Here is a 23367-nt window from a genome sequence, read left to right as displayed (position 1 = left end):
CGCGGGTCCGGCTCGGGTGTTCCTGACATTCGCGGCGAGGGCGTTGTGAGCCTTGTCAGGGAGCGCGATCAGGACCGAATGGAGCTGGAGCGGCGGGCTCGGTGCAAGGCCGAGCCCGCCGCGGTCATGCAGAGAGGCAGTGCAGCGTGGCCGGGTCATCGAACGCCTAGGCGCGCCGGCCGATCACATTCGCGTTGAGCATGCGCCTCCCAGGGAGCCGGTGCCGGATCGGCTCGCGGATCGCTTGATCTACACCGTGAGGTCAGGCGCCCGGCGACGCGATCGACTCCCGGAGGCGGATGGGCATCGGCACGCGATGCACCTCGCCCTCCCCGCCGTCGTCCTCGCGGTCACGGCCGATTTCCGTGAACAGCACGTCGACCGCCTTGCGGCCGAGCTCGTAATGAGGGAGGGCCACCGTCGTCAGCTGGGGACGCATCCACGAGGCGATGGGGTGGTCGTCGAAGGACACGACGGAGACGTCGGCGGGCACCTCGAGCCCGAAGTCGTCGAGTGCCTGGTAGGCGCCGAGGGCGACCCGGTCGTTGAAGCAGATCAACGCCCGCGGGCGCTCCTTCTTCAGCAGTGCCCGTGTCGCGGCGAGGCCGTACTCCGGTTGCCAGTCGGGACAGACGTGGCCGCCGGCCGGTTTGACCCCCGCTTCGGCGAGCACCTCGCGAATGCCGATGAGCCGTTCGACGGCCGCGACGCTGCCACCCGGAGGGACGTTGCGCCGTCCGGGGCCGGCGCCGATCAGGTGGATGCCCTCGCGATGGCCGGCGTCGAGCAGAGCCCTCGCGGCCACGCGTCCGGCCTCGATCTCGTCGGGGATGACCGAGGGCAGCGGTGACGGCTGCTTGGGGAGCGCGTTGAGCAGGACGGCGGGGGCGGCCGCCATGCCCTTCGGCACCTTGATGGTTCTCGTGTACATCGCGGCCAGGATGATTCCGTCCACCTGACGGTCGTGCATGGCCTGCAGCAGGAGCCGCTCGAGTTCGGCGTCCCCCTCCGTCTCACCGATGAACAGCATGAAGCCGCGCTCCCGCGCGGCCTCGAGGGCTCCTTTGATCATGTCGCCGGCGAGCCGCGACGTGGCGACCGTGTCCGAAACAAAGCCAATAGTCCGAGTTGTCCCAGTTCGTAGACCTACGGATACGATGTTCGGCCGGTACTGCAACTCGGCCGCGGCCTTGAGGACGCGCTGCTCGACATCCTGAGAGATGCGCAACTCCCGGCCGCGCCCGGACAACGCGAGCGACGCGGTGGTCGGCGAGACGCCGGCGGTCTTGGCTACATCCGCCAGCGTGACCCGTCGTGGGCTCACCGGGTGACCTCCTGGGATGTGGGGGTTGACACCCCGCGACACGTGTGATGAGACTATCGCACTGCTAATCCGATTTAGCAAACCTGAGTCCTGGGGCGTCCGGTGTGCGCCGGCGAGTCCCCGAGCAATCAAGGAGACGCAGATGTCGCGTCGAATTCGCTGGAGCGGGGCCGTACTCACGGTCGTGGTGGGAGGGGCGCTGGCGGGCTGCGGGGCGCCCGGCGGCGACGCCCCTCAGCCGGAGGCCACCAGCGCGTCCCTGGCGGCCGCGCCGACCTGCGGGACGGCGCCGGTCACGCTCAACGCCTATATCGAGACCGGCTTCCCCCTGCCGAAGGAGCTCAGCACCGAGTTCTCCAAGCAGCATCCGAACGTGAAGTGGAACATCCGCGAGGACCAGTTCGCGGTGATCACGCAGAACGCGCCGCGCGTCCTCGCCGACGATCCGCCGGACCTGATGCGGCTTCCCCAGGTGTCGGAGCTGGTGAAGAACAACCTGCTGAAGAACCTCGACGGCTACGCGAAGGCGTTCGGCTGGGACGCCTGGCCGGCCTCCCAGCTGGAGCAGATGCGGATGGCCCCCGGCGGGAAGACCCGCGGCGAAGGGTCGCTGTACGCCATGGGGCTGAACTTCAGCATGACCGGCGTGTTCTACAACAAGAAGCTCGCGGACAAGATCGGGATGTCGTCCCCGCCGGCCACCCTGGCCGAACTGGACGACGCGCTCGCGAAGGCCAAGAGCGCGGGCATCACCCCGATCGCCCAGTTCAACGGCGGAGCGACCGGCGGTCTCGCCTTCCCGCTGCAGGACCTCATGGCCGCGTACGGTCCCTCCGGGCCGATCAACGACTGGATCTATCAGAAGCCGGGCGCCACGATCGACACCCCCTCCAACCTGCAGGCGACGCGGCACCTGGAGAAGTGGATTAAGGCCGGGTACTTCTGGAAGGACGTCAACGCCGTCGACTACGCGACGATGATGAGCCGCTTCATCAAGGGCGAGGGCCTGTTCATGTTCAACGGCGACTGGGAGTCGGGGAACCTCGACAAGCAGATGCCGGGCGACGTGGGCTTCTTCCTGATGCCGCCGGCGCAGCAGGGCGGCAAGCAGGCCGCGATGTCGGCGCCCCTCGCCTTCGGGATCAGCTCCAGGGCGAAGAACGCCGACTGCGCGGCGTTCTTCCTCAACTGGGTGGCGACCGACCCGAAGGCGCGTGAGATCGGCGTGAAGGTCGGCGGGTCGCACCCGATGGGCCCGGCGGACGCCCCCATGCCGGAGGTGACGAAGGGCACGGTCACAGCGAGCACCCTGGAGGCAGGGGCGAAGATCGCCGAGGACAACGGCGCGATGGACTTCATCGCCAACGCCACCGGCGCGATCTACGCCAAGAGCTGGACCCCCCAGTTGCAGAAGCTGGTGGCCGGGCAGCAGACCCCCGAGGCGCTGCTGAAGTCGGTGCAGAGCGACTACACGAGCCAGGTCGGGGGGAGCTGAGCACCGATGACACGGCCGACTCCCGACAGCGCGGTCGATCCCCCTGCGACCCGCCCCGGCCGGGCAGCCGTGACGAGGAAGCGGAGCCCCGCCCGCGCGGCGGGGCTCCGCACGCCGAGTTGGGTCGGCTGGCTCTTCGTGGCTCCGGCACTCGGCGTCTACGCGGTCTTCGTACTGCGCCCGATCGCGCTCACCGTCCAGTACTCGATGTACCGATGGGACGGCATCGGCCCGTCCACCTGGGCCGGACTGGGCAACTACGTCAGGGTGTTCACCGACCCCGACCTGTTCGCCTCCATCCTCAACGCGGTCAAGCTGATCGTCTTCTTCAGCGTGATCCCGGTCGTGCTGGGCCTGGTGATCGCCTCGACGATCCGCCGGATCGCCACGAGCCGGCTCGCGCTGGTGGCGCGGACGATCCTGTTCCTGCCGCAGGTCATCCCGCTCGTCGCCGCCGGCATCGCCTGGAGCTGGCTGCTGTCGTCGAACGGACTGGTCAACCAGCTGCTCACGTACGCCGGACTCGGCGGCGTGGCACGCGCGTGGCTGGGCGACTTCTCCACGGCCCTGCCGGCGGTCGGCGTGATCGGGGCGTGGGTGCTGCTCGGCCTGTGCACGATCCTTCTCCTGTCCGGCATGAGCAAGATCGACCCGGCGCTGTACGAGGCGGCCCGGATGGACGGAGCAGGGCCGCTGCGCGAGTTCGTCTCGATCACCGTGCCCAGCCTGCGGCAGGAGATCGGCGTCTGCGTCACGGTGACCGTGATCGCGGCTCTGGCGAGCTTCGACATCGTCTACGTCTCCACGCAGGGCGGACCGGGGAACGCGACCATGGTCCCCGGGCTGGAGATCTACTACCTCGCCTTCTCCGAGCGGCAGGTGGGCATGGCGTCCGCACTGGCCGTCGTGCTCATGGTGCTCGTCCTCCTCGTCGCCCTTCCCATCCAGTGGCTCACCAAGGACAGGTCCTCATGATCGTCGGACGTCGGGAGACCTGGACAGGAAGGCTGCTGCTCGTCCTGCTGATGGCGGTCACGCTCATGCCGTTCGCCAGCCTGTTCGTCACCGCCCTGCACCCGTCCGGCAGCTACCCCTCAGGCCTGGAGTGGCCGCGCGATCCGCAGTGGGGCAACTTCGTCAAGGCGTTCCAGGCCGCGCGGATGATCGAGCTGGTGAAATCGAGCACGCTCATCGTGCTCGGCGTGGTTCCGGTCTCGCTGCTCCTCGGGACGCTGGCGGGTTTCGCCATCGGTCACCTGCGGATGGCGGGACGGAATCTGGTGTTCCTCGCGTTCGTGCTCGGGCTGACGCTGCCGTTCGAGGGCATCATCACGCCGCTGTACTACCAGGTGCGCGACATGGGGCTGCTGAACACCCGGTGGGCCATCATCCTGCCGCTCATCGGGCTGTTCATGCCGTTCGCGGTCTTCTGGATGCGGGCGCACTTCGTCAACATGCCCGACGAGCTGTCCGAGGGCGCGCGGATGGACGGTGCGAACGTGTGGCAGCTCTTCTGGCGCATCCACGTCCCGCTGGCCATGCCGGCGCTGTCGTCCCTGGCCATCCTGTTGTTCCTGTGGACCTGGAACCAGTTCCTCCTGGCGATCGTCCTCGTCGACGACCCGCTGAAGCGGACGATGTCCGGGGCCCTGGGCGCCTTCCAGGGGCAGTGGGGAACCGACATGCCGCTGCTGTGCGCGGGGTCGCTGCTGATCCTGACCCCCACGCTCGTGATCTTCCTCATCTTCCAGCGCCGTTTCGTCACGGCTCTGCTCCAGGGCTCCCTGAAGGGGTGACGCGCATGGACGGAGCCGCCCCGTTCTACGGGGGGATCGAAGCGGGCGGGACGAAGTGGGTGTGCGCGGTCGCCGACGCCGGGGGAGGCCTTCTCTCGACCGAAGTGATCCCCACGAGTACGCCGGAGACGACCATCCGCGCCGCGGTGCGGTTCTTCGGGGACCATCGACCGCTCGCCGCGCTCGGGATCGGCACCTTCGGCCCGGTGGATGTGCGACCGGGCTCGCCGACGTACGGCCGCGTCCTGGCCACGCCCAAGCCGGGCTGGTCGAACGTCGACGTCGTCTCCCCTCTGCGCGCCGCGCTCGGCGTACCCGTCCGCCTGGACACGGACGTCAACGCCGCGGCGCTGGGGGAATGGCGCCGGGGAGCGGGCGCGGGCCTCGGCACGTTCGCCTACATGACCGTGGGCACCGGCGTCGGCGTGGGTGTGGTGGTGAACGACGGGCTCCTGCACGGACTTCTGCACCCTGAGTTCGGCCACATCCGCGTCCCCCACGACCCGGTCAGGGACCCGTTCGCGGGGAGCTGTCCGTTCCACGGCGACTGCCTGGAAGGGCTCGCGTCGGGTGAGGCGATGCGCCTTCGGTGGGGGCGCCCCGCCGAGCGTCTGGACGACCCGTCGGCCTGGGAACTCGAGGCCGAGTACGTCGCCCTCGCCGTCATGAACCTGACCTACGCGCTGTCGCCCGAGCGGATCGTCGTGGGTGGGGGCGTCGCCAAGCACCCCGCGCTGCTGCCGGCTGTGCGGGCGCGGCTGCTCGCCCTCGCCGCCGGCTACCCGGGGGCGCCGGTGCCCGTCGGCCCCGCGGCGATGGACGAGTACGTCACCGGCCCATCTCTCGGCGACCGCTCGGGAGTGGTCGGAGCCGTGGAACTCGCACGCGCGGTGGGGCCCGCGCCGAATTCATCCGTTTTCCGTGACGCGCCGGGAAACGCCCCGCGCGACTGAGTTGGAGGTTCTTCGAATGGCTCCATGGGGGCGGCGAGACGGCACGCCCGGACCGGAGATCCGGTCCGGCGCGTACGAGGCGCTCGCCGGCGGACGGCGACGTGACAGGGGAACCGCGTGAACGGCGAGCCCGCGCGCTGGACGCGGCGGCACCTCGCCGAGCCGACCGGCGGTGCGGCGACGACGGCACCGGTCATCGGCCTTCCGGCGCCGCCGCGCGTGCTGCCCCACGACGACGTCTGGGATCTGTGGCCGATCCAGGAGGAGGACGGCTCGACGTCCGTGGTGCGGGGCCGCGAGTTGTGGATGGCGCTTTCCGCGCCCGCCCTCGGCCACCCCGAGGAGCGTCACGACCGCGCCCGCCTCCGGCTGCTCGCCAGGGATGGCGACGGCTGGACCGACCTCGGCCACGCCTTCGCCGACGGCGCCTCGCCGGGCAGCCGCGAATGGTCGGGATCGGCGGTCCGCAGACCGGACGGCACGGTGTCGGTGTTCTACACGGCGGCGGGCCGGCGAGGGGAGGCCCGCCCGACGTTCGCCCAGACCGTCGTCGAGGCCCGCGCCCGGCTGGTGACCGAGGGCGGCCGGGTCCTGCTGGAACAGGCCGCCGAGCACCGGGAGGTCCTCCGCTCGGACGGCGTGACGTACCTGCCGGCCGACGACATCGAGGGAGGACCAGGGCGGATCAGGGCATTCCGCGATCCCGGCTGGTTCCGCGACCCGGCCGACGGGCGCGAGTATCTGCTCGTCGCGGCGTCCGTCGCCCCGTCCGCCGACGCGGACCACGCCTTCATGGGTGCGGTGGCCCTCGCCGCCGCAGGGCCGGATGGCTGGTCGTTGCGGCCGCCCCTCCTCGTGGCCGAGGGGGTCAACCACGAGATCGAACGGCCGCACATCGTGGTGTACCGGTCGTCGTACTACCTCTTCTTCTCCACACACCGTCACTCGTTCCACCCGCCGGGGAGCGCGCCCACGGGGCTCTACGGCTTCGTCGCCCCCAGCCTCACCGGGCCTTACACGCCGCTCAACGGCTCGGGGCTCGTGCTGCGCAACCCCGCGGAAGAGCCCGACCAGGCGTACGCCTGGCTGGTTCTGCCCGACCTGAAGGTCGTGAGCTTCCTCAACTACCGCTCCGTCGGAGGGCCGGATCCGTGGAAGGCCGGGCCCGCCGAGGCGAGGGGCGCCTTCGGCGGGACGATCGCGCCGGTTCTCGAACTCACCCTGCGCGAAGCCGCCACCTCTGTGGTCGTTCCCGTGTCCACGGGAGCAGGGCGTTGAGCACGTCGCGCGGCGCGGCGGCGGGAGTGCTCGGGGCGGCCGCCGTCGCGGCCTCGGTGGCGGCGTCGGTGGCGCGTCGTCACCACACGCTGTCGGCCGTCGCGCCGGAGCTGAGGACACCGGCGCTGTGGCTGCCGCTCCCGGTCACCGGCAGGCTGAGCCTGACCCTCGCCCGGCGGCTTTCACGCCGCACGACGCACCCGGTCGCCGGGGTGGCGGTCACGCGGCACGATGTCCCCGGCGGACGGGACGCCTTCGTGTACGAGTCGCCGGGCCGCCGGCGCCCCGGCGGGGCGCTGTTGTGGATCCACGGGGGTGGCACGATTCTCGGCCACCCCGAGAGCGACCACGAACTGTGCAGCCGCATCGCCCGCGACCTGCGGATCGTGGTGGTGAGCGCACGCTACCGGCTCGCTCCGGAGCATCCCTTCCCGGACGGGTTCGACGACTGCTTCGCCGCGCTGCGCTGGCTGCACGACGCCGCCCCCGCACTCGGCGTGGACGGTGCGCGCGTCGCGGTGGGCGGAGCGAGCGCCGGCGGCGGACTGGCGGCCTCGGTCGTGCAGAAGGCGCACGATCACGGGCTTCCGGTGGCGTTCCAGATGCTCCTCTATCCCATGCTGGACGACCGTACGGCCCTGGTGCGCGACCATCGGGGACGCGGCAGGATCGGGTGGACGCCGCGCTCCAACACGTACGCCTGGACCTGCTATCTCGGTCGTGGGTCGCGCGTCGCCGAACCCCTCGTCTACGCCGCGGCGGGCCGCCGTGAGGATCTCCGCGGCCTACCGCCCGCGTGGATCGGCGTCGGGGACCTCGACCTGTTCTACTCGGAGAACCTGCGCTACGCCGAACGGCTCAGGGCGGCCGGTGTGCCGGTCGACCTCGTCGTCGAGCCCGGCATGTACCACGGCGCCGACTTCGACCACCACGCGACCGTGCCGTCCATGCGCGCGTTCCGCCAGGGCATGCTCGACGCTCTGGCCGCCGGGCTCACGCTCGGCCCGGCGACCGGGCGGTCATGAGGGAGCAACGGCACCAGCGCGTTCGTCAGGTGCTCTCGATCGGATCGGAGGCCTGCCCGTCGTTCTCCTCGTGTGAGGCCTTGTGGTGTGAGGCCGGCACCACGAGCTGTTCGGCGCCCTTGTCACGAGTCACCCAGAGATAGACCAGCGCGCCGACGAACAGCACGATCGAGGTCCACTGGTTGATCCGCAGCCCCAGGAGCGTCACCGCGTGGTCCACTCCGCCCACCGGGTCGATCCGCAGCCCCTCGATCCAGAACCGCCCGAACGTGTAGCCGGCGACGTAGAGGGCGAAGAGGCGACCGTGGCGCAGCGTGAACCGCCTGCCGGCCAGGATCAGTCCGAACCCGAGTGCCGCGTCCCACAGCGACTCGTACAGGAACGTCGGGTGGTAGAGCACGCCTGGCTCGCCGCCGTGCGCCTGGTCGATCTCCAGGCCCCACGGCAACGTGGTCGGACTGCCGTACAGCTCCTGGTTGAACCAGTTGCCCCAGCGGGCGATGGCCTGCCCGAACGCGATGCCGGGCGCGACCGTGTCGGCCACGGCGCCCAGAGACAATCCCCGGCGGCGGCAGGCCAGCCACACGCCCACGCCTCCCAGGGCGACCGCGCCCCAGATGCTGAGCCCGCCTTCCCAGATGAACAGCGCCCGGTAGGGCTCCTTGATCGCGCGCGGGCCGAAGTAGGTCTGCCAGTCGGTGATGACGTGGTAGAGGCGTGCGCCGATCAGGCCGAAGATGACTGCGGGGACCGCGATGTCGCTGATCCCGCCCTTCTCGCCGCCCTGGGCGCGCCAGCGGCGCTCGCTGAGCCAGGTGCCGAAGACGATCGCGAGGATGAAGCACAATGCGTAGGCCCGGATCGGAACGAATCCGAGATACCAGACCCCTTGGGAAGGGCTGGGAATCGAGGCAAGGGGCATGCCGGTGAGGCTAGTCAGCGTGAGGCCACTTGGCCGCCTTGGTGACCTGATCGCAAACCTTCCGCGACATGACGCCTACGCCGGGAGGGCCCGGGGGTGGAGTCCGGCCGGACGCCACCCCCGGTGATCCTCGTCGATCAGGCGATGACGCAGGGGCTTCCGTTGAGGGTGAACGCGGTGGGCTTGGCGGCGTTGCCGGTGTGGGTGGCCTGGAAGCCGATCTCAGTGGAGGCTCCGGGCGCCAGCGTGCCGTTGTAACTGACGTTTGTCGCCGTGACCTGTCCGCTGGTGGGGGAGTAGGTGGCGTTCCATCCGTTGGTGATGGTCTGTCCGCCGGGCAGGGCGAAGGTCAGCGACCAGCCGTTGATGGTGGAAGCGCCGGTGTTGGTGATGGTGAGGTTCTCCGTCAGCCCGTTGTTCCAGGCGTTCACGGTGGCGCTGACGCGGCAGGCGCCCGAACCGCCGCTGGGCGACGGTGACGGGGAAGGCGACGACGACGGGGACGACGACGGGGACGGGGACTGGGAGGGCGAGGGGGAGGGAGACGTCGACGGACCGGACTGGAACTGCGTGAAGAACTTCCACACCTCTCCCGAAGTCCAGGTCCTGGCACCGCTGGTGGAGGTGGACCCGTCGTTCGGGGAGGGGGTGTGATCCCCGTCGAACGCGGCCCACACGACCGGGTATCCGGCCCGGCACCCCGAGTAGGCGGTGATGATGTGCGTCAGGCTGCCCTGCGCCGGCTCCCGCGGAGTCATGGGGGTGCAGCCGTTGTTCGTGACGAACCTGTCACGCAGTGACCGTCCCTGCGAGATGTTGAGCACCGAGTCATGGGTGCCGTGGATTCCCATGTACGCGACCGGCTGGGTGCCGCCGTTGCACCCGCTGAGCTGCGCGCCGGAGTAGACCGCGACCGCACGGAAGACCGTCGGCCGGGCACACGCGACCGCGAAGCTCATCGCGCCGCCGTAGCTCCATCCCATGGCGAAGCGCTGCGTCGTGTCGACACAGAGATCGCCCTCGACCCGCTTCAGCACGTCGTCGGTGAAGGTCAGGTCTTCACCGTTGGTGTTGCCCCAGCCATTGTTGATGCCCTGGGGCGCGATGAAGATCGTGCTGTTGTTCGAAAGTTGCTTGAGCCCGTAGTAGGACCAGACGGCTCCGTCCGATCCGCCCGTGTCGACAATCTGGGCGGTGCCGTTCAACCAGTGGTACGCGAAGATCAATCGGTAGGGGTGGTTGTTGTCGTAGTTGTCGGGAATCCTCAGGATCCAGGTGCGATTCTTGCCGCTGGTCGTGATCGTTTGTGAACCGCTTCTCAGCGTCGGGGTCTTGCCGCATCCGGCGGTCGCCGCTGCGACGGCGCTGATCGAGGACGGCGTGGTCGCGCCGAGGCTGTCGCTCAGTGCCATACGTCCCGTGGTCAGGACGAGAAGTGCGGCGGCCGCGATGGCGGTAAAGATGGATCTCTGTCTCAACTTCACGCAACTCCTTTTGCCGTTCGAAAATCGACATGCGTCGATAGGGAAGCCATTTGTTTTTCCTTCACCCGGTGGATCGTCCGCAGTCGGCATGTGGATGCCGGCCGTGCGGCCTCCCCGGACGGATTCGAACGCTAAGTGAGCCCACCGTCAGTCGACCCGCAGGAGCGCGGCGACCGACCATCGTCGGCGCGCGCGTGCTCGCCTTCCCTCCTGCTGCAGAAGAGCATGGCGAGTTCAGATGCCCGTTAGCGCTGGCATGGCGTTCGCCGGAATCTGCCGATCCCGATCAGTTCCGTCTGGCGTTGAGCCAGCAGACATGTTAACGCTAACAGTGACGGGGGCGGCCAAATGCTCCTCTCTGCCGGGCGACTGGAGGTGGTGGCGAAGCGGAGCAAATATGAAGTCATGAGATCTGTCAAGAATTTCGCCTTCTCCTCGGGAGTCCCTCGCCGGTAACCGTCCATTCCCGCGGTTCTGACCAGGAAAGAAGCAGCGGCTGCCGTTGCCGCCGGGATGAAATTTTCATCGTCGGCGCCTCGGCTACTCCGGAGACGAGGCCGCCATTCGGCGCGGTGCCGTTTCCGTCATCCCATCGCCGAACGGCTGGGCGTTTGGCATCACCCGGTGGCGCCGATCGTCGGCATTTGTCGCCTGGAAAACACCTGGACGATTTTGGCGCGGGCGGTCGAACGAGGGGCGGTGTCGCGTCGTCAGCGGGCGAACTTCTCGATGGCGGCCGGGCTGACCGGAGTGAAGAAGTTGACGAGGTTCCCGTCGGGGTCGCGGAACAGGAGAGACCGGTTGCCCCAGGGCATCGTCGTGGGCTCGTTGACGAACTCCTCGACGAAGCCGACCAGGTTCTGATGCACGCCGTCCACGTCGTCGACGAGGAACTCGATGATCACGCTGCGGTTGCCGGCAGGCCGGGCGGCGCCGGGGGCGAAGAGCGGGACGGTGCGGGTGCTGCCGATCGCGAGGGTGGCGGAGGCGGTCCTGAGCTCGGCGAAGTCCTCGCTGGACCAACTGGCCCGCACTCCCGTGGCTCGCTCGTAGAAGTCGACGAGGCGCGCGACGTCGCCCGTGATGATGCGGATCGATACGAAGTCCATGGTGATCTCCCTGGTTCGTGGGGGTGTCCTCCCGCGGCACACTAGAGCGAATACCGGACAGAAACCGCCCAGTATTTTCACTAGATTGTTGTGACGTGGCTCGACCTACTCATCGCGTGCTCACACTGCTGGAGCTTCTGCAGTCGGGCGGCATCCGGACCATGGCCGAGCTCGCCGACCGGCTCGGCGTCGACGAGCGCACCGTGCGGCGATACGTGGACCACCTGATCGACCTCGACGTGCCCGTCGAGTCCGTGCGCGGCCGCTACGGCGGGTATCGGCTCGCCCCCGGATATCGCATGCCTCCGCTCATGCTGAGCGACGACGAAGCGCTCGCCGTGCTGCTCGGCCTGGTCGCCGGCCGCCGGTCAGGGTTGACGACGACGACGGGCACGGCGAGTGAGACGGCGGCGGCCAAGATCCGGCGGGTCCTGCCCGAGCGGCTCGCCCGCAGGCTCGGCACCGTGCTCGAATCCCTCGCCTTCACGGCTCCGCCCGGCGAGTTCGCCGCCCCGGAGACCGCGGTCCTGCTCTCCGTCGCCGATGCCGTGCGTCATCACCGGCCGATCTCGATCAGGTACACCGCCGCCGACGGCCGGCGCAGCGAACGCACGCTGCATCCGTACGGGCTCGTCGCCCATTCGGGCCGGTGGTACGTCACGGGTGCGGATCCCGAGATCGGCGAGGATCGGACCTTCCGGCTGGATCGCATCGCGGACGCGAGGACCCTGCCCGGTTCGTTCGAGCCGCCCGCCGGGCTCGATCCGGCGCAGCACGTCCTGTCGGGGTTCGCCAAGGCTCGGTATCGGCATGAAGTGGTCCTGCGAATGCAGGGAACGGTCGAGCAGATCCGCGCCCGGCTTCCCGCCGGCGTCGCGACCGTGGAGGAGTCCCCGTCCACGGAAGGCGCGGATCCCGAGACCGAGGGCTGGCTCCGCGTCGAGGTGCGGGCGGAGCGGCTCGACTGGTTGCCTCCGGTGCTCGCGTCGCTCGACCGGCCGTTCGTCATCGAGCGACCGGACGAGCTCCGCGGTCTCGTCGTCGCGCTCGCGGAGCGGCTCGCGGCCTCCGCCCGCAAGGTCCCGCCCCCGCCGGGCACAGGCTGAAGCGCAGCGCTTGCAGGAGAGTGGGGACGTCGACGCGCCTCAGTCGACGGAGCAGTTTGGGGTCGTTGCGCCTCATCGCGGATGGCGCGTAGTCCGATCGGCAGAGATGCCCTTGGCGGCGGCACGCCCAGGGACATCTCCGCCGAGGATGTATCCGCGGCCCCGGGGTCAGACGCCGGGGCGTACGGCGGTGAGGAAGCTGCTCCTCCAGTAGCCGTTGAGCTTGTCGACGCTGACCACCGCGCCGCTGTGGGGGGCGCTGATCACCTTTTTGTGCCCTATGTACATGCCCACGTGGCCGCCGCCACTGGTGAAGATGAGGTCGCCGGGCTTGAGATGCGCCAGGGAGACCTTCTTCTTGACGGCGCTGAGCATCGACCACGTCGTGCGCGGGAGCTTGACGCCGGCCTTGCGCCAGGCGAACTGGACGAGCCCGGAGCAGTCGAACGCCCGTGGGCCCGTGGCGCCCCATATGTACGGATCGCCGAGGTGCCTTTTCGCCACCTTGATGGCGTGCTCGGCCTTCTCCTGCTGGAGAGCGGACTTGGTGACCTTCGTGTTCGCGGAGTCATCCGCCGTGGACGCCGCGGGGGCCGCGCCGTTGTACGGGGTGGTCACCGTGGCGGGGGGCTCGGGTGGGATGACCGTCGAGGCCGTTGGCGGGGCTGCCACCGCCCCCGACGCGGCGGCCGCGGGGAGCGCGCTCAAGGCTCCTACGGAGGCGGTGAGTGCTGCGCTACTGATCGTGACGCAGGCGATGCGGAGCAGAGTGGTGGAGTTGGTAGACAGGGGATCTCTCCCTAGGGTCTTCCGCTTGTGCCTACCGGGTTAGCTGACGGATTCGGGCGGGGAAGTCGCCCTACGACGCTGACGCGCCGATTCACCCCAGACCTTCGTCGAAGGTCGATTGGTTCCCCGGCTCCGGGCCTCCTTGCTGCACGGATTCGGCATCACCGGCGCCCAGGGGGGCGGGAGGGCGTGGCGACGGTGACAGTGGATGGTCGATTTCGAACACCGGCCGGGTTCGTAACGGCGGCGTCACGTGGACCCCGTCGTAGGGCAAGGAAACTACCAACTTGCCCCATATTGTCGCAAAGGCCCCAAACGGGTAAGGATCGCGTAAAAAGGATCAAAAGCCCAAAACCGCAGGTCAAGGAGTGTCTGCACGGCGGGGAGTGTGATGCGCGTCACACGCGTCGAGCGCTTTGCGGGCCGTCAACGCACGCGCGTATAGCCAGCGAACGGCGCGCCGGAACGACCTGGCCGACGTCTCCTGTGAGTCGTACGTGCTGAGGTTGGGCAGGGAGGGGATGTCGGCCGCCTAGTCGGCGGGCAGGCCGTTGCGGCGGGCCAGAGTGCCCAGGGTGCTTCGCAGCGCCTCCGTCTCCTCGGGGCTGAGGCCGGCGGTCAGTTCCGTGTCGAGTTCGGCCGCCGCCGCGGCGCATGTGGCCAGCAGCTCCCGGCCCTCGCCGGTGAGCGCGAGTGTCTGCCTGCGGCGGTCCAGGGGATCGCGTTCACGTCGTACGGCGCCGAGCTCCTCCAGCCGGTCGGCGAGCGACACCACCAGGCTGGGTGCCACGTTCATGAGCTTGGCGATGTCGAGCTGAGAGGTCGCCGTTCCGGACTCCAGCAGCGCCAGCAACCCCACGTGTTTGGGCTTGAGGCCGTGGTCGGCCAGGCGTGCCGAGAACCGCTCGGTCATGACGGCCCCCAGCGTGCCGAGCCGGAAGGCCAGCGTGGAGGTCAGCTTGACATCGTTCATGCCCATAATGCTACCGTCTCAATATCATTCAAACTATGAACGATTAGGAGTCAGAACGGTGCTGAATCCCGCCTCCGTCCACGTCGTGTTCGCCGACCTCCAGGACGGCATCGTCGACGTCAGTGCCACCAATCCGGCCTCGTCCGTCCGCCGCGCGGCCAGGGTTCTGAACGGACTCGTCACAGCCCTCGGCATACCGTTCACCGTCTCTGCCGCACCTCGCCCGGGCGGCCCGGTGATGATCGAGGAGGTGCCGGACGGTGAGCCGTACGTGCGCACCGGACCGTCCTGCTGGGACGACGCCGTCTGGCGTGAGGCCGTCCTGGCCGCGGGCCGTCCCACCCTGGTGATCTGCGGGGTGACGACGGAGATCGTGGTGCTGCGCACCGCCCTCGACGCGCTCACGCACGGCCTCGGCGTACAGGTCCTGGTAGACGCCTGCGGAGGCGTCACCGCCCGCACCGAAGACGCCGCCCTGCGGCAGATCGAGGCCGCGGGCGGCGTGGTGACCTCCGTGGCGGGTTTCGCCGCCGACATGGTGCGCGACTTCACCACACCCACCGGTCGGCGGGTGATCACCGCCCTGCACGAACTGGTATGACTCGCCGACCCTGGCCGTCGATCGCCCCGGCTCGCGCAGCGCTGGTCTCCCTACGGCTTCACGAGGGCCGTGGTCACTACTTCGGCGGTTTCGGCAGGCCCGTACGGTCTCCCGGGACATTCCGTCCGAGCCGTACGACGACCGTGTCCGAGCCGGGATCGACCTGGACGACCTGACCGCCGAAACCCAGTGCCCAGTGCATGTCGTGAGGTGCGCCGTCGACCAGGCGCCGGCGCGGGGCGGCGGAACTCCGCTCTCGCGTGCTGGGCTTCAGCGGGTCGACGACGGGACCGCGGGCGTTCATCCACCACAGGTAGCCGTACGCGGCGTTCAGCTTCTGCGACGGCCGGCCGGTCGCCGCCTCGCCCAGACGTCCCCGGGGGCCGCGTCCTGGGCGAGACCGACGGCGAAGCCGGTGCGACCGGCGGCCCGTACGAGGCGGCGGTAGTCGGTGTCGACATCCCAGTGCCGGCCGGAGACGTTGGTCAGGATGTCCTTGATAGTGACGTCTGCGGAGGGGGTGCCCGCCCATTCGGGGACGTACTCAGACACCTTGTCGTCGATGGAAAGCCTGCCCTCCGCTTCGGCGATGCCGACCAGGGTGCCGGCGTAGGACTTGGTCGCGGAGAAAACCTCCTGGCTGGTGGTCGTGTCGGTGCCGTTCCAGTGCCAGTCGGCCACGAGTCGCCCATGCCGGATCACGACCAGGCAGTTCGCGCCTCTCCTCCCGGCATCGAGAGCGATCTTCTCCAACCCGGCGCGATCGAAACCGGCGTCATCCGGGCTGATGCGACGCCATTCCGCTCCCGGATAGACGGTCGTGGCGGGACGGAGGGTGGCCGACGGAGTGGGAAGACCTGTCCGCGTCTGCGGTGGTGTGGTCTGGGACCCGGCCGAGCACGCCGAGCCGAAGGCGGCGGCTGCGAGAGTCGGCGTCAGGACGCCCCGCGCGATGAGGGACTTCGCTCCCCCGCATGCTCACCTCTCCGCCTTCGGCCACTCCTACCGGTTCACCGTATGGCGATTTCAGCCGGTCAGCGCGTACGCCAGAAGGTGCCGTCGGCCGAGGGGTCGTCGGGGTCGCCCTGCGGCACGGTGAACCCCGCACCCCACACCGTCGCCGTCCCGGGCCTGCGCGCGATCGAGAACAGAGCGGCGTCGGTGCCGGCCTTCCGGGGGAGCGGAGTGCTCCGCCAGGCCGAACCCGTGACGTGCCACAGGGTGGGGTTCCAGCTGCCCTGCACGACCCACACGCCGCCCTTGCCGTCGGGCTCCACCTCCGTGTACGGCTGGGCGTTGACGGCACCGACTGAGGCGAGCCATGAATGGCCGTTCCAGCGCATGACCAGGGTGCGGCTGTAGGTCACGTCGTCACCCTCGTCGTCGGCGCCTTCCCAGGTGACGCCGCCGACGGCCCACACGTTGCCGGGGCTCACGACGGCGATGTCGTTGAGGACCGCGGCGGCGTCGGGCGCGGGACGCGTGATCGCGGGCGTGGGCACCAGCGCCCAGGACCTTCCGTTCCACCGCATGATCGCGGGACGATCGCCCTTGGTTCCCGCCGCCCAGACGTCACCGGCCTTGTACGCGTCGACGGCGGCGGCGCGGGCCGGCAACCGCACGCTCTTCCAGGAGGACCCGGTCCAGTGCCGGGCCGAGGCCGAGGACTCGGCGACCGCCCAGACGTCCTTCGCGCCCGTTCCGTCGGCGTCCGTCGCGGAGAAGCCGCTGCCGAGCGAGGCGGTGGACCACGCGCGGCCGTTCCACCGAGCGGCCTTCCCCGGACCGAAGACCCACACGTCCCTGTTCGAGCTGGCCGTCACGGCCGTCAGTTCGTACGGCGGGCTGCCGGGGAGCACCTTCCACGATCCGCCGTCGAACCACTGGACCAGGCCGCGCTGCCCGCCGTTCACGACCCGGTGTCCGGCCGCCCACACCGACCCGTTGCCCAGGGCCGTCACGTCGTTGAGGGCGTCGTCCCCGGGCAGCGTGTTCACCCTGGTCAGCCGCCACGCCGGCGCGCTCTCCCCGGTCTGGCCGCCTTGCCGGCTCACGCCGTGGGCCGCCACGGCCGGCAGGCACGCCAGCCCGAGCGCCGTCATGGTCGAGACGAATACGGTACGCACGATGCTTCCCCTTCCGCTCACCAGTACGACGTCTGATGGAGGGGAGCCGTTCACACGTCGCCGGTGGCAAGGGCCGGACTCACTTCTTCTCCGTCCACGGCTCGTAGTCGTCGTCCCCGGGGAGCACCCAGACCTTCACGTCGGGCCTGGTGATCGTCCGTAGCGGTGTCGCCTTTCCGGTCGTCTTCGAGACCCGGTAGACCGCGACGCCCGTCCTGGTCTTCGACCGGACGATCAGGCGTCCCGCCTTATCGAAGTCGAGGTCGTCGACGTACTGTCCCCGGGGCAACCGCACGGTCACGGTGCCGCTCGCCTTGCCGGTACGCAGGTTGAGCAGGCGCAGCTTGCGAGACTTGGGCCACGAACCGACAGGCGCCGCCGCTGTCACGTAGTCGTTCGCCAGGGCCATCGGCGACAGCCGCGTCTTCGACCGCAGCCGGGTGCGCAGCCCTCGGTCGAACACCGTCACCCGACCCCCCACCCCTTCCATCAGCAGCCGGTTGCTGTCCGGGCTGAAGCCCGCGAAGCCCCACTGGTCCGTCCCTCCGGGCAGCGGCAACGTCTTGCCTTTCCGCAGGTCCACCAAGACCCCCAGTCCCGGCGCCGAGGTCCCGGTGACCACGAAACTGCCGTCGTCCGACACCGACGGCCACTCCTCGCCGGTCGTGTACGCCTCGATGTTCCGGATCGCTCTTTCCTCGCCGTGCAGAGTCCGCTCGACGAACAGTCCGTCCGACTTACGGAAGTAGAAGAAGTGCCGGCCGTCCCCGCTGATCAGGAACGCCGTCCGGGTCCCGGCGTTGACCGTGTCGCGGGGCGCCACGGCGAGCGCTTCGGGCACCTTCACCACGTCTCCGTTGGTGAGCACCAGTTCCCAGGTCTGCGTTCGCTGGGCGTACGCGATCGTGACCGGCGTGGCCGCCGCCGCGGGCTGTCCGTTCAGCGGAACAGCGGTCAGGAGAAGTGTCGCGAGAACCGTACGCAATCTCATATGGGGTGAGATGCCGGATAACCCCTCAATGTTGCCGGGCCCGAAACTACACCGGTCGGCCGGTATAGTTTGGCCCTGTGCCAAGGCCGAGTTCCAAAGACCGACTGCTCGACGCCGCCGCCGAGGTCCTGCTGGCGGAAGGGGCCGAGTCGCTCACCCTCGACGCCGTCGCCCGGCGGGCGGGCGTGTCCAAGGGCGGGCTCTTCTATCACTTCCCGACCAAGCAGGCGCTGGTCGCCGCCATGGTCGAGCGGTTGACGAAGGTCTTCGACGAGGCGCTGGCGCAGGCGGGTGGCCGGCCGGGCGACTTCCTGCGCGCGTACGTCGAGGCCACGATCCCCGAGAGGCATGCCCCCGCTGTCCCCGCCGACCGCGTCACCGCGGCGCTTCTGGCGGGAGTGCTGGTCTGTCCGGCGGCTCTCGAGCCGCTGCGTGAGCGGTTCGCGGCCTGGCAGGCCCGGCTGGTCGACGACGGCATCGACCCGGCCGTCGCGACGGCCGTACGACTGGCGGTTGACGGCTGGTGGGCCGTCCGGCTGCTCGGACTGAGCGAACCCGGGCCGGAGCTCCACGAGCGAACCCGTCGCTACCTGATGGAGGCGATCGACCATGCTGCGCGTGACTAAGGCGTTGATGCTGGTGACCGACCTCGGCTTCGTGGCCTACTTCACGATCACCGGCCTGGGCCTGATTCCCCCGCAGTGGGCGTTCGCCGACTACGCCGACCCCTTGATGGTCGCCTGGAACTGGTCTTTCCTCTGGATCGACCTGCCGGCCGGCGCCACCGGCCTGGCGAGCCTCCGCCTCCTGCGCCGCGGCTCGCCGAGCGGTACGCCGCTGATGCTGGTCTCGCTCGTGCTGACGACGGCCTCGGGGCTCATGGCGATCGCGTTCTGGACCCTGCGCGGAGACTTCTCCCTCGCCTGGTGGATACCGAACCTGTATCTCATGCTCTTCCCCGTCCCGGCGATCGTGCGGATGACGGTGTGCACGGCTACGAGGCCGGCGCTCGGTAATCCCTGAGCGTGATCGCGGTCGCGGCCCTGCGGATGGGTTCGGTGACCCGCTCGATCATGCGGTTCTTCCCCGGCAGATGCGGCATCAGCCGCAACATCAGCATCTGGAACCGGATCTGTGCCGCGGACTTCAGCACCATGCCCTTGAGGTTGTTCGCGGCGAGCTTCTGGTTCTCCTCCACGAAGTGCCGCATCTCGCGCTCGTAGGCGGCGAACCCCGCGGCATGGTCGCCCGCCGCCTCGGCGAGACAGCCCGCGAGAACGTAGGCGCCGACCAGGGCCAGGCTGGTGCCCTGGCCGGACGCGGGTGAGGCCGCGTAGGCGGCGTCGCCCACGAGCGCCACCCGGCCCGACGACCAGCGGTCCATGCGCACCTGGCTGATCGAGTCCAGGTAGAAGTCCGGCGCGTCCTCCAGGGCGTCGAGGAGGCGCGGGACCTCCCAGCCCTGGCCGGAGAAGACGTCGGCGAGCAGTTTCTTCTGCTGAGCGGCGTCCCGCCGGTCGTACTCCAGCGGCGGCGAGGAGAAGAGGAACATCGCCTTGGCGTCGTCGCCACGCCCGGTGCTGTACATCCCGGTGCTTCTGCCCGGTGCCGGATACATCATCTCCGTACGGTCCAGGCGGAGATGGTTGGGCACCGTGAAGATCGAGATGTAGTGCCCGAGATCGTGGACGAACCGGGACTCCTCGCCGAAGGCCAGTGCCCGCACGTTGGAGTGCAGGCCGTCGGCGCCCACCACCAGGTCGAACGTACGAGGGGAGCCGTTCGCGAAGGTGACGTGCACGCCTTCGGGGGTCTCCCGCAGGGCGGTGATGGAGTCGTCGAAGACGTACTCGACGCCGTCTCGGGTCGCCGCGTGCAGGAGCCGGGTGAGGTCGCCGCGCATGATCTCGACGTCGTCGCCCTCGCGGCCGCCGAACAGTTGCGCGCTCATCGTGCCGATCTGCCGGCCGCGCGCGTCGACGAAGCGTGCAACCCGCATGTCCGTGCTGTGCCGCCGCACCTCGTCCAGCAGGCCCATGCGGGCGGCGACGTCGAGTGCCGCTCCCCGAATGTCGATCTTGTAGCCGCCGTCCCGCGGCGAGGGTGCGCGTTCCACGACGGTCACCGCGAAGCCGTGCTCGCGGAGCCAGAAAGCCAGCGTCAGTCCGGCGACGCTTCCGCCGGAGATCAAGATGTTCGCCATGCCGTGAACTGTACAAGCGTCTCAGTCATCTGTCTAGTACAGATGTCCAAGACATTTGTGCTGGCATGGGCTAGGCTCTGAGCATGGGAAACCGGGAAGATCTGCTCGCGGGCGCCAAGCGGTGCCTGATGGAGAAGGGATACTCCGGCACCACCGCGCGTGACATCGCGGCGGCCGCCGGCACGAGCCTCGCCGCCATCGGCTATCACTTCAGATCGACGAAGGCCCTGCTCGACGCGGCCCTCATCCAGGCGATGGAGGAATGGGGAAAGGAGATCGAGCAGACTCTCGCCGCCGACGCGTCACTCGGCGGCGCCCCCGCGCAGCGATTCGAGGCGACCTGGACGCGGATCATCGAGTCCTTCGCCAGGATGAGACCGTTGTGGGCCATCCAGTTCGAGCTCATCGCCCAGATGGATCGGCTCCCTGAGCTGCGCGAGGCGTTCGCGACCGCCAACCGGCAGGCGAAGCTGGGGCTGGCGGCGATCTTCGAACACCTGGATCCGGCCGCGGACGTACGCCAGGCGATGGCCGTCGGCGCGTTCTACCAGGCACTGCTCGGCGGGATGGCGGCCCAGTGGCTCGTCGATCCGGAGCAGGCTCCGTCGGCCCGCGATCTCCTCGAAGCGCTGCGTACGATCAGCGCGGGGCTCGGGACGGAGTGACCGGCGGGAATCGTGGCTCTGCCGCTTGAGGCCGGCCGGGCGGCGGATGGGTGCGCTCCCCGGCAGGCCTCTCTCGGCGGGCGTGTCAGTCCGTCGCGGTCAGGGGTCCGTCGGCGTGCGGAACCCGTTCGGCGGGGATGACGCCCAGGCGGCCCGCCTGGTAGTCCTCCATCGCCTGGATGATCTCGGCGCGGGTGTTCATCACGAACGGCCCGTAGTGCACGACCGGCTCGCGGATCGGCTGCCCGCCGAGCAGCAGCACCTCCAGGTTGGGCTCGGCCTGGGGCTGGGCGGTGTCCGCCGCGAGGGTCAGTGACCCGCCCGGCCCGAAGACGGCGAGCTGTCCCTTGCGGACCGGCCGCCGCTCGGCGCCCACGGAGCCCTGGCCGGCCAGGACGTAGGCGAGGGCGTTGAACTCCGGGTTCCACGGCAGGTCGAGCCGGGCCCCGGGGCTGACGGTCGCGTGCACCATCGTGATCGGGGTGAACGTGACGCCCGGTCCGGCGTGCCCGTCCAGCTCCCCGGCGATCACCCGCAGCAGTGCGCCGCCGTCGGCCGAGGCGAGCAGCACCGCCTCCCGCCCCCGGATGTCCTGGTAGCGGGGCAGGTGGAACTTGTGCGCCCGAGGAAGGTTCACCCACAGCTGGATGCCGTGGAAGAGCCCGCCCGAGACCACCAGGTGCTCCGGCGGCTTCTCGATGTGCAGGAGGCCGGACCCGGCCGTCATCCACTGGGTGTCGCCGTTGGTGATGGTGCCGCCGCCTCCGTTGGAGTCCTGGTGCTCGAAGACGCCGTCGATGATGTACGTGACGGTCTCGAAGCCGCGGTGCGGATGCCATGGCGTGCCCTTCGGCTCGCCGGGGGCGTACTCGACCTCGCCCATCTGGTCCATGTGGATGAACGGGTCCAGCGCGGACTGCGGCACCCCGGCGAACGCGCGCCGTACGGGGAAGCCCTCACCCTCGAAGCCGCTGGGCGCGGTCGTCACCGAGCGAACGGGGCGTGGGGCCGCGACGGCCGGATCCGGTGCGGCGATTCGTGGCAGCGTCAGAGTGTCGGCGGTGACAGCGGGCATGGCCGCCCTCCTAATTGAATCTTCAACTTCCGTCGCCTTGCAACCACCCGAGATCGCCGGACATTCCCGCCCGCGGATCGCCCTGCGCCCGCATATCGTCACGGCCAGTGGGGAGGGACTGGTATGGCTGGAACCATGATCTCCTTAAGTCGAACCCTCCAGGTCGCCGTACTGTCCCTTGCGGTCCTCCCGATCACCGCTGTCGCGATCGCCCCGCAGGCCGCGGCCGACGCCCGCGGGCGGGCCGATGCCGGGGCGCCGGCCCGCCGCATGTTGGCGCAGCTGAAGGTCGCGCAGCCGTTGTCGCTTCGCGGTTACAGCCATCGGCGGTTCCAGCCGCGATGGGCGCACCACAAGGGGGAGTGCGACGCGCGGGAGGTGGTGCTCACCCGCCAGGGCCGGGGCGTACGGAGGAACGGGGCGTGCCAGGCCGTGAAGGGCGTCTGGCACAGCCCGTACGACGGCAAGGTGCTGAAGAGCGTGAAGCAGATCGACATCGACCACGTCGTTCCCCTGGCGTACGCCTGGCGCTCCGGCGCCAAGCGATGGAGCCAGGCGAAGCGGCGGGCGTTCGCCAACGACCTCAGCCGTCCCGAGCTTGTCGTGGTGAGCCACTCCGTCAACATGGCCAAGGGAGGCCAGGGACCGCAGAGCTGGCGTCCGCCGCGCCGTGCCTACTGGTGCCGCTACGCGACCTCATGGATCACCGTGAAGCACCACTACCGGCTCTTGGTGACCCGTGCGGAGAAGGTCGCCCTGCTCAACATGCTCCGCACCTGCGGGAGGTGAACGGAAGGCAGTCCGGGCGCGGGTCCGTCCCGAGGTCAGCCGCCGCTCGCGGCGCGGGCCTGCTGGATGACCTTGCGGAGGGCCGGCGCCGCCGGGCCGCCGCGTTCGGCCAGCAGGGCGATGCGCTGCTTGTGCGCCCGTCGTCTGGCTCGCGGGAGGATCGTCCCGAGCTCTCCCGCGGCGGCCAGGCCGACAAGGGCCGCCTCCCGCTCCCCGACCCGGGAGACCGGGCCGGTGAGAGCGGCGGCGACCTGCGTCGTGAGTCGTTTCACCACGCGCGTGTCGCGTACGCGGACGTAGCTTCTGTTGAAGATGAGGAACGGCTGGCGCAGCTCGACCCTGACCCAGCGTCCCGTCTCCAGTTCGTCGCGAACCGCCCGGACCGTCGCGCGGCCGTCCTTGCTGATCCAGTGCCGCCATGGCCGGGGCCCTGACTGGGCGATCTGGTGCAGCAGGCCGTCGAGGACCGGGTCGGCGAGCGGGGCCTCCGACACCACGCGCACCTTGCCCCCGTCGTCGGCGATCCGGCCGGTGAGCAGCAGGTCGGTGAGCGCGGCCGCGCGGAGCAGGTAGGGGAAGCGGTAGTTCGTCACCACCCGCTCCTTGCGGGGGTCGTAGGCCAGCAGGTAGAGCTGGGCCGTCAGGGAGCCGGGGACGTCCACG

Annotated in this window: 25 protein-coding genes and 1 riboswitch; of the genes, 12 read left to right on the top strand and 13 right to left on the bottom strand. The window is 69.7% G+C overall.

Annotation, left to right across the window (positions count from 1 at the left end):
* Positions 1-262 precede the first annotated feature (262 nt).
* Positions 263-1324, bottom strand: coding sequence for a LacI family DNA-binding transcriptional regulator (locus IL992_RS24975; RefSeq protein ID WP_193205787.1), 1062 nt, complete (start codon positions 1322-1324; stop codon positions 263-265).
* A gap of 142 nt (positions 1325-1466) precedes the next feature.
* On the opposite strand from IL992_RS24975, the gene IL992_RS24970 reads away from it, so the two are divergent.
* The 6 genes from IL992_RS24970 (at position 1467) to IL992_RS24945 (ending at position 7871) form a co-directional block, all read left to right on the top strand.
* Positions 1467-2819, top strand: a complete 1353-nt coding sequence (locus tag IL992_RS24970) for an ABC transporter substrate-binding protein (protein ID WP_193205786.1) — start codon at positions 1467-1469, stop codon at positions 2817-2819.
* Between the two features lie 6 nt (positions 2820-2825).
* Complete coding sequence (locus IL992_RS24965; RefSeq protein WP_193205785.1) at positions 2826-3794, top strand: carbohydrate ABC transporter permease; 969 nt, start codon at positions 2826-2828, stop codon at positions 3792-3794.
* Complete coding sequence (locus tag IL992_RS24960) at positions 3791-4615, top strand: carbohydrate ABC transporter permease (RefSeq protein WP_193205784.1); 825 nt, start codon at positions 3791-3793, stop codon at positions 4613-4615. The genes IL992_RS24965 and IL992_RS24960 overlap by 4 nt, the downstream gene beginning before the upstream one ends.
* Before the next feature lie 5 nt (positions 4616-4620).
* Positions 4621-5568, top strand: a complete 948-nt coding sequence (locus IL992_RS24955) for an ROK family protein (RefSeq protein WP_193205783.1) — start codon at positions 4621-4623, stop codon at positions 5566-5568.
* A gap of 117 nt (positions 5569-5685) precedes the next feature.
* Positions 5686-6846, top strand: coding sequence for a glycoside hydrolase family 68 protein (locus IL992_RS24950; protein WP_193205782.1), 1161 nt, complete (start codon positions 5686-5688; stop codon positions 6844-6846).
* The gene (locus IL992_RS24945; RefSeq protein WP_193205781.1) at positions 6843-7871 is read left to right on the top strand and encodes an alpha/beta hydrolase; all 1029 of its coding nucleotides are present in this window, start codon (positions 6843-6845) and stop codon (positions 7869-7871) included. The genes IL992_RS24950 and IL992_RS24945 overlap by 4 nt, the downstream gene beginning before the upstream one ends.
* Before the next feature lie 25 nt (positions 7872-7896).
* On the opposite strand, the gene lgt is transcribed toward IL992_RS24945, so the two are convergent.
* The 3 genes from lgt to IL992_RS24930 all read right to left on the bottom strand — a co-directional run bounded on the left by lgt (position 7897) and on the right by IL992_RS24930 (position 11386).
* Positions 7897-8793 (bottom strand): prolipoprotein diacylglyceryl transferase, encoded by an 897-nt coding sequence (gene lgt / locus IL992_RS24940; RefSeq protein WP_193205780.1) that lies wholly within the window; start codon positions 8791-8793, stop codon positions 7897-7899.
* 137 nt (positions 8794-8930) lie between these two features.
* Complete coding sequence (locus tag IL992_RS24935) at positions 8931-10271, bottom strand: cellulose binding domain-containing protein (RefSeq protein WP_226873692.1); 1341 nt, start codon at positions 10269-10271, stop codon at positions 8931-8933.
* Between the two features lie 716 nt (positions 10272-10987).
* Complete coding sequence (locus tag IL992_RS24930) at positions 10988-11386, bottom strand: VOC family protein (RefSeq protein ID WP_193205779.1); 399 nt, start codon at positions 11384-11386, stop codon at positions 10988-10990.
* A 116-nt stretch (positions 11387-11502) separates the two neighbouring features.
* On the opposite strand from IL992_RS24930, the gene IL992_RS24925 reads away from it, so the two are divergent.
* The gene (locus tag IL992_RS24925; RefSeq protein ID WP_319018802.1) at positions 11503-12492 is read left to right on the top strand and encodes a helix-turn-helix transcriptional regulator; all 990 of its coding nucleotides are present in this window, start codon (positions 11503-11505) and stop codon (positions 12490-12492) included.
* Between the two features lie 168 nt (positions 12493-12660).
* Here the strand turns inward: IL992_RS24925 and IL992_RS24920 are convergent, their stop codons facing one another.
* Together IL992_RS24920 and IL992_RS24915 are read right to left on the bottom strand one after the other, a co-directional pair.
* Positions 12661-13200 (bottom strand): C40 family peptidase, encoded by a 540-nt coding sequence (locus IL992_RS24920; RefSeq protein WP_226873691.1) that lies wholly within the window; start codon positions 13198-13200, stop codon positions 12661-12663.
* A 94-nt stretch (positions 13201-13294) separates the two neighbouring features.
* Positions 13295-13452, bottom strand: a riboswitch (cyclic di-AMP (ydaO/yuaA leader).
* A 361-nt stretch (positions 13453-13813) separates the two neighbouring features.
* Positions 13814-14254, bottom strand: a complete 441-nt coding sequence (locus IL992_RS24915) for a MarR family winged helix-turn-helix transcriptional regulator (protein ID WP_193205777.1) — start codon at positions 14252-14254, stop codon at positions 13814-13816.
* A gap of 58 nt (positions 14255-14312) precedes the next feature.
* Between IL992_RS24915 and IL992_RS24910 the strand changes: the two genes are divergently transcribed.
* Positions 14313-14855, top strand: a complete 543-nt coding sequence (locus IL992_RS24910) for an isochorismatase family protein (protein WP_319018801.1) — start codon at positions 14313-14315, stop codon at positions 14853-14855.
* A gap of 76 nt (positions 14856-14931) precedes the next feature.
* Here IL992_RS24910 and IL992_RS24905 read toward each other — a convergent pair whose 3' ends face one another.
* The 4 genes from IL992_RS24905 to IL992_RS24890 form a co-directional block, all read right to left on the bottom strand.
* The gene (locus IL992_RS24905; RefSeq protein WP_193205775.1) at positions 14932-15159 is read right to left on the bottom strand and encodes a hypothetical protein; all 228 of its coding nucleotides are present in this window, start codon (positions 15157-15159) and stop codon (positions 14932-14934) included.
* A 26-nt stretch (positions 15160-15185) separates the two neighbouring features.
* A complete protein-coding gene (locus IL992_RS24900; protein ID WP_193205774.1) occupies positions 15186-15608 on the bottom strand; it encodes a serine hydrolase in 423 nt (140 codons plus the stop codon).
* A 281-nt stretch (positions 15609-15889) separates the two neighbouring features.
* The gene (locus IL992_RS24895) at positions 15890-16981 is read right to left on the bottom strand and encodes a hypothetical protein (RefSeq protein WP_193205773.1); all 1092 of its coding nucleotides are present in this window, start codon (positions 16979-16981) and stop codon (positions 15890-15892) included.
* A gap of 79 nt (positions 16982-17060) precedes the next feature.
* Positions 17061-17972, bottom strand: a complete 912-nt coding sequence (locus IL992_RS24890) for a WD40 repeat domain-containing protein (protein ID WP_193205772.1) — start codon at positions 17970-17972, stop codon at positions 17061-17063.
* Positions 17973-18049: 77 nt separating this feature from the next.
* On the opposite strand from IL992_RS24890, the gene IL992_RS24885 reads away from it, so the two are divergent.
* Positions 18050-18598, top strand: coding sequence for a TetR/AcrR family transcriptional regulator (locus IL992_RS24885; RefSeq protein ID WP_193205771.1), 549 nt, complete (start codon positions 18050-18052; stop codon positions 18596-18598).
* Entirely contained in the window at positions 18582-18995 is a 414-nt protein-coding gene (locus IL992_RS24880; protein WP_193205770.1) for a DUF5360 family protein, read from the top strand. Before IL992_RS24885 ends, IL992_RS24880 begins: the two co-directional genes overlap by 17 nt.
* Here the strand turns inward: IL992_RS24880 and IL992_RS24875 are convergent.
* Entirely contained in the window at positions 18967-20175 is a 1209-nt protein-coding gene (locus IL992_RS24875; protein WP_193205769.1) for an FAD-dependent monooxygenase, read from the bottom strand. The two genes, IL992_RS24880 and IL992_RS24875, sit on opposite strands and share 29 nt — an antisense overlap.
* 83 nt (positions 20176-20258) lie before the next feature.
* Here IL992_RS24875 and IL992_RS24870 point away from each other — a divergent pair, with 83 nt between their 5' ends.
* Positions 20259-20840, top strand: a complete 582-nt coding sequence (locus IL992_RS24870; protein ID WP_193205768.1) for a TetR/AcrR family transcriptional regulator — start codon at positions 20259-20261, stop codon at positions 20838-20840.
* Between the two features lie 85 nt (positions 20841-20925).
* Here IL992_RS24870 and IL992_RS24865 read toward each other — a convergent pair whose 3' ends face one another.
* Positions 20926-21915: a pirin family protein gene (locus tag IL992_RS24865; protein WP_193205767.1), complete on the bottom strand. Its 990-nt coding sequence runs from the start codon at positions 21913-21915 to the stop codon at positions 20926-20928.
* Positions 21916-22050: 135 nt separating this feature from the next.
* Between IL992_RS24865 and IL992_RS24860 the strand changes: the two genes are divergently transcribed.
* A complete protein-coding gene (locus IL992_RS24860; RefSeq protein ID WP_193205766.1) occupies positions 22051-22704 on the top strand; it encodes an HNH endonuclease family protein in 654 nt (217 codons plus the stop codon).
* Between the two features lie 35 nt (positions 22705-22739).
* Here IL992_RS24860 and IL992_RS24855 read toward each other — a convergent pair whose 3' ends face one another.
* Positions 22740-23366 (bottom strand): GOLPH3/VPS74 family protein, encoded by a 627-nt coding sequence (locus tag IL992_RS24855; protein WP_193205765.1) that lies wholly within the window; start codon positions 23364-23366, stop codon positions 22740-22742.
* Between the last annotated feature and the right edge of the window lies 1 nt (position 23367).

Origin of the sequence: Microbispora sitophila (genome assembly GCF_014892245.1) — a bacterium.
In the GTDB taxonomy this organism is placed as follows: Bacteria; Actinomycetota; Actinomycetes; order Streptosporangiales; family Streptosporangiaceae; genus Microbispora; species Microbispora siamensis.
The sequence above is the reverse complement of the archived record's forward strand: the minus strand, read 5'-3'. Positions and strand labels throughout refer to the sequence as shown.